Annotated in this window: 5 protein-coding genes; 1 reads left to right on the top strand and 4 read right to left on the bottom strand. The window is 41.6% G+C overall.

Annotated elements, in window-relative coordinates:
• Positions 1–48: 48 nt before the first annotated feature.
• On the bottom strand, positions 49–1,551 hold the full coding sequence (locus QZ135_RS24355; RefSeq protein WP_294615656.1) for a glutamine synthetase family protein: 1,503 nt from the start codon (positions 1,549–1,551) through the stop codon (positions 49–51).
• 148 nt (positions 1,552–1,699) lie between these two features.
• On the opposite strand from QZ135_RS24355, the gene QZ135_RS24350 reads away from it, so the two are divergent.
• Entirely contained in the window at positions 1,700–1,987 is a 288-nt protein-coding gene (locus QZ135_RS24350) for a DUF202 domain-containing protein (RefSeq protein ID WP_294615654.1), read from the top strand.
• Here the strand turns inward: QZ135_RS24350 and QZ135_RS24345 are convergent.
• The 3 genes from QZ135_RS24345 to QZ135_RS24335 form a co-directional block, all read right to left on the bottom strand.
• Entirely contained in the window at positions 1,908–2,951 is a 1,044-nt protein-coding gene (locus QZ135_RS24345; RefSeq protein ID WP_294615652.1) for a beta-ketoacyl-ACP synthase III, read from the bottom strand. The two genes, QZ135_RS24350 and QZ135_RS24345, sit on opposite strands and share 80 nt — an antisense overlap.
• A gap of 264 nt (positions 2,952–3,215) precedes the next feature.
• The gene (locus QZ135_RS24340; protein WP_294615650.1) at positions 3,216–3,818 is read right to left on the bottom strand and encodes a hypothetical protein; all 603 of its coding nucleotides are present in this window, start codon (positions 3,816–3,818) and stop codon (positions 3,216–3,218) included.
• Positions 3,819–4,063: 245 nt separating this feature from the next.
• Positions 4,064–5,116 (bottom strand): class I fructose-bisphosphate aldolase, encoded by a 1,053-nt coding sequence (locus QZ135_RS24335; RefSeq protein WP_294615648.1) that lies wholly within the window; start codon positions 5,114–5,116, stop codon positions 4,064–4,066.
• Positions 5,117–5,264 lie beyond the last annotated feature (148 nt).

Below are 5,264 nucleotides of genomic sequence, written 5' to 3'. Positions count from 1 at the left end.
TGTCAGTGATGGCACAACCGCTTATCTCAGTTCAATAGCTCCATGCACTTATCCGCAATGAAAATACTTCTTCACCAATGCCAGCATTGCATCCGGATTGTTCTGTATATCATTACGCAATGTCTTGTCATTATAAGAACGCAGTTTACTGATAATTCCGTCAATCATTGCAGGGCTGAACACTCCGTACTGTTCAAAAGAAGCACGCTGTTTTTCCAGACAATCAGCAGAAGCGGCACAGCTATCGGGCAGTTGCGCCAGTTGCTTCAACTTGTCTTCATTCTCTTTCTTATGGATATTTACGTTTACATATGTCTTTTCTGCAATACCCAAAGCATTTTCCATCTCAAAACCATAACGGCAAGCCACCGCCAGTCCGGCTATCAACTGATATAAATCTGCCGAACCGTCGGGAGAGCGCATTTCTACAGTCTGCTTTTGCGTAGTGTCATAGTGGCTCGGGGCTTCCAGCGGATTAGCCAACATACACATATCCGTCTTTGCCGACCAGCCCAACGGTACACGTACCAATACGGAACGGTTGCGGTCGCCCCAACAGATATTCGTCGGTGCCTCCTGGTGAGGAACAAGGCGGAAATAAGAAGTAGGATTGGTATTGCCGAAAGCAGTAATAGAGGGTGCCAGCTCCATCATTCCGGCAATGGCTTTGCGGGCTGTCTCGGAAAGTACACCGTCTTTCAGCATCTGATTCTGACCGTCCTTCATGATACGCATATGTATATGCAGACCGGAACCAGCTTTTCCTGTTGTGATCTTGGGTGCAAAGGTGATATCATATCCATATTGATAAGCCAGGTTACGGATAACCCATTTAGCTATCATCAACTGGTCGGCAGCACGATCGGCACGTACCGGCAGGAATTCGATTTCATTCTGCTCATAGATTTTGCCATCGAGCGTGAAGTTACCCACTTCGGAATGGCCGTACTTAATTTGTCCGCCGGCTTGCGCGATATGCAACATGCAGTCCGTGCGGAAATCATTGAACTTGGCATAAGGAGCCGATTCATGATAACCACGCTGGTCGGTAGCCGGGAAGAGTCCGTCATCCTCTGATATAACATAATATTCCAATTCGCCCATAGCCTGGAATTCCATCCCCGTCACATCGGTAAATGCTTGGCAAGCTTTACGCAAAGTATATTCCGGAGAGCTTTCCAACAATTCGCCGTCTTTATTGAAGTAAGAGCAAAGCATGGAAAGCGTAGTTGTCTCAGCAAAAGGATCAATGAAAGCGGTACTGAAACGAGGCACCACATATAAGTCACTGCTACCCGCCTCGATGAACGAGAACAGACTCGAGCCGTCTACACGTTCTCCGCAAGTAAGTATTGCATCAAGATAAGCAGCATCGTTAATAACAAAATTCAGTGTTTTCAATCGTCCGTCCGCAGCAGGATACATGAAGTTCACCATACGGATGTCGTTCTCTTTGATATAAGAAATGATGTCGGCTTTCGTAAATTCGGAAGCTGGTTTTTGAAGAGCAGCCACCAATTGGTTGGCGCTCATTGATAGTTCTTGATTCATAATACGTTGGTTGTTTTTTAAGTTTATTGTTACGGTCAACAAAATATTGTCATGTAATGATTCACCACAAAGATAATATATATATAATAAACTATTTACCTTTTCGTACTGTTTATAACAAAAAGAGTTACAATAAAAAAACAATGTTATGCAAAAAACTACCGACAACCTCGAAAACAATGAATTGATACTCCGTGACCATCTGGCACTCGAACGTACCAAACTTGCTAACGAAAGAACTTTGTTTTCATATATCCGTACGTCGCTTTACCTCCTCACCGCAGGAATTGGAATATTACAGATTGAAAGTATTTCACGTCTGGACAGGCTTGCATGGATATGCATAGCTTCCGGCATTATTCTGTTTTTTGGAGGCTTTGTCCGCTTTTGGCGAATGAAGAAGTATCTGAATCATATCCCCACTTCACATAAATAGCTCCCCAGGCAAATCCCGCTCCAAAGGCTGTGAAAATCAGCTTATCACCCTTCTTCAACTTGCTTTCAAAATCCCAGATACAAAGCGGAAGCGTGGCGGCACTTGTGTTGCCATAACGCTCGATGTTAATCATCACTTTTTCAGTTGGTACCTCCAAACGTTGTGTCACGGCACTGATTATGCGCTGGTTAGCCTGATGAGGAATCACCCAGGCGAGTTCATCTTTGCTTAGGTGATTTCTCTCAATAATAGATTCGCAAGCCGATGACATATTGGCAACAGCATACTTGAATACTGTGCGACCCTCCTGATAAATATAATGCATGTGATTATCCATTGTATAATAGGAAGGAGCGCATACAGAACCACCGGCTTTAATATGCAGGAAAGGCAGTCCCTTACCGTCCGTTCTTAAAACGGCATCCATCACACCATAATCCTCTGTGGTAGGTTCCAGCATGAAAGCTGCTGCCCCATCACCAAAAATCGGACAGGTGGCACGGTCGGTATAATCTATTATTGACGACATCTTATCAGCTCCCACAACGATGATCTTCCTATAGTTTCCTGAACGGATAAAATTAGCTCCTGTCTCCAAAGCATACAAGAAGCCGCTGCAAACTGCTTGCATATCAAAAGCAAAAGCATGCTTTAAGCCCAGTTTTTCGCAAAGAATGGAGGCTGTTGAAGGTAAACGATAGTCAGGAGTGGTAGTGGCTACAATCACCAAGTCTATATCCTCCGGAGCGGATTTTGTGCGTTGCATCAATTGCTTCACTGCTTTGCGGGCCATATACGAAGTACCGCGTCCCTCCTCATTCAAAATACGTCTTTCCTTTATACCAATGCGCCCCATTATCCATTCGTCAGTGGTATCGACCATTTTTGAAATTTCATTATTTGTCAGGATATAATCGGGTACATATCCCCCTACTCCTGTAATTACCGCATTTATTTGCTCCATTGGTGATATAGTTTAGTACATTCTGAATTAGGTAGTTAATAGTGGCACTGATAAAATGCGGGCGCAAATATACAGAAAAGAGGATGAATTACAAGAATTGACAGGAAAACAGTTGTTCTTTTACCAATGAAAAGGAAATTTTGACCAAAATTTAGTTGAAAATTATTTCTTAATCCAAATATATCATTATCCTCTTAATAAAAACCGGCTGATAATCGGGAAATTTTGCTCTATCACCTGCAATGCCAGTATGGATAAGCTCAATCATCGATGATATTTCCCTTTGTCTTTTACCAATACCACTTTCAACTGTGGATCGGACAACATTTCACGCCCGGCAGAGGACAATAAAAATCGCAACTGGCTGCTCTGGTGTTCCCAAGTCAGTAAATCGATGGAGCGATTCAGTTTCTCTTTTATGGCAGTATACCAATCTCCAGGGAATGACAATGCACAAACCACATGCTTATCTGCAATCTCTTGCAACTCTTCAATGCAATTGTTCATTTCTTCAGTGCTCAAACCGGACGGTTCGTCGTAAGGCACATAATATGAAGTATAATAACCTGCTTTGGTAAAAGATTTTAAGGCTTTCCAATCCTGACTCTCTATTATCAGGCGATCTTTTTTAATCTGAAAATACTTTGTGAGTTTATTCAATCTGACAAGTGCTGCCATATCATTCCTGTAAGTCAGATTTTTGATATCCAACCATATTTTTCCTTCATTACGTCTCATATACGAGAAGTAGGAAACTAAACTCAAATTGAAACTGGTATCAATATCATGCGTCACATCAAATGTTTTGTTCGCACGAAAAACAAGGTCAACCTCTATATTCGGATATTTCTTATGTTTCTCAAGCAACTTTTCTATTGAATTGCAACGATGAAGCCAGATCTTATTTGGATAGCAACCTACATCCCGTGCACCTATAAAAAGAATACATAAATATATTCCAACCAAAACTGGAAGTATCTTTTTCAGGATATTCATTTCACAAAGATACATCAGAAAGAAGAAACAAATATAGATGAAGCACCCTTTTTTAATAACAAAAGGCTATAAAAAAACATAATCAGGATTTTCTCCATCATAAGTATTATAATAATTTATGCAATAGTTATTGAAGAATCCAAATAAACATCCTGAATGGCATTCAATAACTGAATCCCCTCTCCTATTGGCTTTTGAAATGCTTTTCTTCCGCTAATCAATCCCATTCCGCCAGCACGTTTGTTGACCACTGCTGTAACAACGGCATCACGCAGATCTGATTCTCCATGAGACTCACCACCCGAATTAATCAAGCCTACACGCCCCATATAACCATTAGCAACCTGGTAGCGGCAAAGGTCAATAGGATGTGAAGTTGTAAGTTCAGAGTACATTCTTTCATCTGTTTTGCCAAAATGGATAGCTGTAAATCCTCCGTTATTGGAAGGAAGTTTTTGTTTTACAATATCAGCCTTTATTGTCACTCCGATGTGGTTAGCTTGTCCCGTAAGATCAGCTGCCGCATGATAGTCAGTGCCATCTTTCTTAAAATCATTGTTTCTCAGATAACACCATAGAATAGTTGCCATGCCTAACTCATGCGCATACTCAAAAGCCTGCGATATTTCAAGAATCTGACGACGGCTCTGTTCCGACCCGAAATAGATAGTGGCACCTACCGCTACTGCACCCATATTCCATGCCTCTTTCACCGTTCCAAACAGTACCTGATCGTAAGAATTTGGGTAAGTCAGCAACTCATTATGGTTCAGCTTCACTATAAAAGGTATTTTATGGGCATATTTGCGAGCTACGGCTCCCAATACACCGAAGGTGGATGCAACTGCATTACAGCCTCCTTCTATAGCCAATTTTACTATATTTTCAGGATCGAAATAAATAGGATTCGGAGCAAATGATGCCCCGGCTGTATGCTCTATATCCTGGTCGACCGGCAAAATGGATACATATCCGGTATTTGCAAGGCGCCCGTGTCCGTAGAGAGTTTGCAAACTATTAAGCGTACGGACGTTCCTGTCAGAGTCCAACCAGACCTTATCAATCATGTCAGGGCTCGGAACATGAATTAATTTCTTATCTATTGTCTTACACGTATGGTTCAGGTAATATTCTGCCTGTTGTCCCAACAAATCAACTACTTTACTCATTGTATATCCGTTTTAAATTTATATAATTAAGAAACAGTTTTCCTTTGTTTATTGTTTCAGCGTTCCACAGAATAAACGATTGCTTCTTTTAGCAAACGACAAGAGCCAACCTTGCCATTAAATAACACACAGTCGATTCGGCTCCCTG

Source organism: uncultured Bacteroides sp. (assembly GCF_905207245.1).
GTDB lineage: Bacteria > Bacteroidota > Bacteroidia > Bacteroidales > Bacteroidaceae > Bacteroides.
Note: the sequence above shows the minus strand (reverse complement) of the source record. Positions and strands in the feature narration are given on the sequence as shown.

Excerpts from the sequence above, each read along its gene's own strand:
- QZ135_RS24345 (WP_294615652.1), bottom strand. The coding sequence starts at position 2,951 with ATGGAGCAAATAAATGCGGTAATTACAGGAGTAGGGGGATATGTACCC.
- QZ135_RS24355 (WP_294615656.1), bottom strand. The coding sequence starts at position 1,551 with ATGAATCAAGAACTATCAATGAGCGCCAACCAATTGGTGGCTGCTCTT.
- QZ135_RS24350 (WP_294615654.1), top strand. The coding sequence starts at position 1,700 with ATGCAAAAAACTACCGACAACCTCGAAAACAATGAATTGATACTCCGT.
- QZ135_RS24335 (WP_294615648.1), bottom strand. The coding sequence starts at position 5,116 with ATGAGTAAAGTAGTTGATTTGTTGGGACAACAGGCAGAATATTACCTG.